The following is a 2712-nucleotide window of genomic DNA, read 5'->3' as shown; positions in this document are numbered from 1 at the left end:
GAAGTATTTAGAGAGTTTATTCGTTCCCTCGATCAGAAATTGTCAAAAAAGAGGGCATCGAACCCTCTTTTTTGACCGCTATCCTTCCCCACCTTATAAGAAGGTGGGGACTGCCGCGTTTAGTTCAATTACTGCACTCCCGTCAAGGGTGAGTTTTCTGCTTTGCACCTGAATGTTACCCCCGCCGCTGCCTGCGGTACTTACTGTAGCTGCTCTTTCTCGTCCTAATAGTTGGATATCCCGGAAGTTGGCAACGCCTTCATATCCCAAAACAAAACCGCCAGGTGTTGGGGTGAAGCTGACGAAACTGTTATCGCCAACGCTGCCTAACTCAATGCGTCCCCCAGGCGCTTGTAATGTACTGCCGCCTTCCAATCGCAAATCACCGCCGACTAGGGCTAAAGTTCTACCAGGATCGACATTCAAACTAACGGCATCTGGAGTTAAATTTACGTTGGTGGCGATCGCTCCCGCACCTACCCCAAATTGCAACCCCATCGGTACGTTAATCGTCAGCAATGGTGGTGCTTGGGGATTGGTCGCGCTAAATTCTATCCCATCGGCAAATTTAAAGCTGCTGGCGGTACTGGCTAAAAACGAACCTCGCAGATCCAAACGCGCATTTGAACCAAAAACAATGCCGTTGGGATTAATCAGAAATATATTGGCATTCCCCAATACGCCCAAAGTACCGAGAATTTCGGAGCGCGTGCTACCCGTAACGCGAGTTAATATATTTTCAATTCCAGTGGGGTTGGCAAAATAAACTTGGCGTCCTGCGCCGATATTAAATTCACGGAAACTGTGGAATAGGTTAGCGCCTCGGATGGCACCGCCTTCGATTTGGTCGCGCAATTGGTTAATTGGCGTCACGATGGTACTTTCTGTCCCTAGCGTCCCATCGGGGGTAATTTGAGCCAGCGCTATTTTATCCAAAGCGATCGCCAATAAACCGATCGCAACTCCTATCCGCCAATGCCAACGGTTCGATGCCAGCATCCCTGCATCCCTCACTGCACGCCAATCAGGATCTAAGAATAACCCAGGGGCGAGGTAGCTGGTGCATGTTACGAATTTTTGCGAAATTTTTCCCAGAGTTTGGAAAACTGCATAAGTCCGCTGAATCCAGAAATATGTATTGTTGAGCGGAACAATATCTCGCTCCAAGCTAATCGGGGGACTTAGAACTATGCAACTTCAAAAACTTGGTCTTAGTGCAGTTATCACCCTTCTCACCGCCGTTTCCATGCCGATTTACGAAGCGGAAGCGAAAGGGGCGCTCCAAACAGATAGAACTCTAGAAAAAACATCTATATCCTCTTCTATTCAACCTGTATTGGTGCAATATTCGTCGGCTAGGACAAGTCAAGCTTACCAACTTTTAGAGAGAGGTTTGGAGGAGTATAAAGCTAATCGAATTGCTGCGGCTATAGAGGTTTGGCAACAAGCGCTGACTCTCTATAGGCAAAATGATGACCGCTTGGGGGAAGCTTCCGCTTTGGCTTTATTGGGAAAAGCTTATAAGGATTCTGGTAACACCACAAAGGCGATTGAATTTTTGCAGCCCAGTTTAGAAATCTCTCAAGCCATCCAAGACCAAAAATTAATCGGTTGGGTTGCTTTTGACCTGGGCGAGGTTTACTTTAGCCTCAAAAATTACACCAAAGCTGTTGAATATTATCAGCAATCTTTACCAATTGCCCGACAATTAAACAACCGCAGTCTCGAAGGTTCAAATTTATTTGCCCTGGGGGATTCGTACTATCTATTAAATCAATACGAACGGGCAATTGAGTACCTTCAGCCAGCTTTAGAAATAGGTCGTTCTACGGGCGATCGCATATGGGTTGGGAAGATTACAAATATTTTGGGCAACGTTTATCTTTTAAGCAACAATCCAAGTCAAGCCCTGGAATATTATCAGGAATCTTTGACGATTGCCAGGGAAGCGGGCGTTCGACCTGTGGAAGGCGCACTTTTAGCTGCAATGGGAATGGCTTATTACATGCAGGGTAATCTTAGCAGCGCCGTTGAATTCTGGCAGCTTAGTTTGCCAATTTTACGCGAAGTCAATGATGTTACTTTGGCTAAAAAAGTCGAGCAACTGATGAGAAATGCTGCTAATAATTCTAGCATGAATAAGCCGAAAATCCAAGAATAGATCGAGTTTAAATTGGGTGCAATACATTTGATTGTAGGGGCACGGCAGGAGAAAATTTTGAGTTGACAACTTTGATTGTGGCTGCCGTGTCCCTACCCTTGCAACATTTGATCCTAGGGACACGGCGTTCAAAAAATTTGACCGATGCCACAAAGCCTGTTGCTGCCGTGTCCCTACCCTGGCAACATTTGATTGTAGGGACACGGCATTCAAAAAGTTTGACCGATGCAACAAATTCTGTGGCTGCCGTGTCCCTACCCTGGCAACATTTGATCGTAGGGGCACGGCAGGAGAAAATTTTGAGTTGACAACTTTGATTGTTGCTGCCGTGCCCCTACCCTTTCATGAGGGGATCTGGGTACGGGGATTTTTGATTGTCGGGACAAGGCATTCAAAAAGTTTGACCGATGCAACAAATTCTGTTGCTGCCGTGTCCCTACCCTGGCAACATTTGATCGTAGGGGCACGGCAGGAGAAAATTTTGAGTTGACAACTTTGATTGTTGCTGCCGTGCCCCTACCCTTTCATGAGGGGATCTGGGTACGGGGATT

Annotated in this window: 4 protein-coding genes; 3 read left to right on the top strand and 1 reads right to left on the bottom strand. The window is 46.6% G+C overall.

What is annotated here, in order from left to right; genetic code table 11:
- Window positions 1-93 precede the first annotated feature (93 nt).
- A complete protein-coding gene (locus MiSe_RS48445; protein ID WP_226594596.1) occupies window positions 94-1167 on the bottom strand; it encodes a filamentous hemagglutinin N-terminal domain-containing protein in 1074 nt (357 codons plus the stop codon).
- Between the two features lie 22 nt (window positions 1168-1189).
- On the opposite strand from MiSe_RS48445, the gene MiSe_RS48440 reads away from it, so the two are divergent.
- From MiSe_RS48440 to MiSe_RS48430, 3 genes are all read left to right on the top strand, one after another.
- Entirely contained in the window at window positions 1190-2161 is a 972-nt protein-coding gene (locus MiSe_RS48440) for a tetratricopeptide repeat protein (RefSeq protein ID WP_226594595.1), read from the top strand.
- A 62-nt stretch (window positions 2162-2223) separates the two neighbouring features.
- On the top strand, window positions 2224-2469 hold the full coding sequence (locus tag MiSe_RS48435; protein WP_226594594.1) for a hypothetical protein: 246 nt from the start codon (window positions 2224-2226) through the stop codon (window positions 2467-2469).
- Window positions 2466-2651, top strand: a complete 186-nt coding sequence (locus MiSe_RS48430) for a hypothetical protein (RefSeq protein WP_226594593.1) — start codon at window positions 2466-2468, stop codon at window positions 2649-2651. Before MiSe_RS48435 ends, MiSe_RS48430 begins: the two co-directional genes overlap by 4 nt.
- Window positions 2652-2712: the final 61 nt, after the last annotated feature.

Origin of the sequence: Microseira wollei NIES-4236 (assembly GCF_020521235.1) — a bacterium.
Taxonomy (GTDB): domain Bacteria; phylum Cyanobacteriota; class Cyanobacteriia; order Cyanobacteriales; family Aerosakkonemataceae; genus Microseira; species Microseira wollei.
The sequence above is the reverse complement of the archived record's forward strand: the minus strand, read 5'-3'. Positions and strand labels throughout refer to the sequence as shown.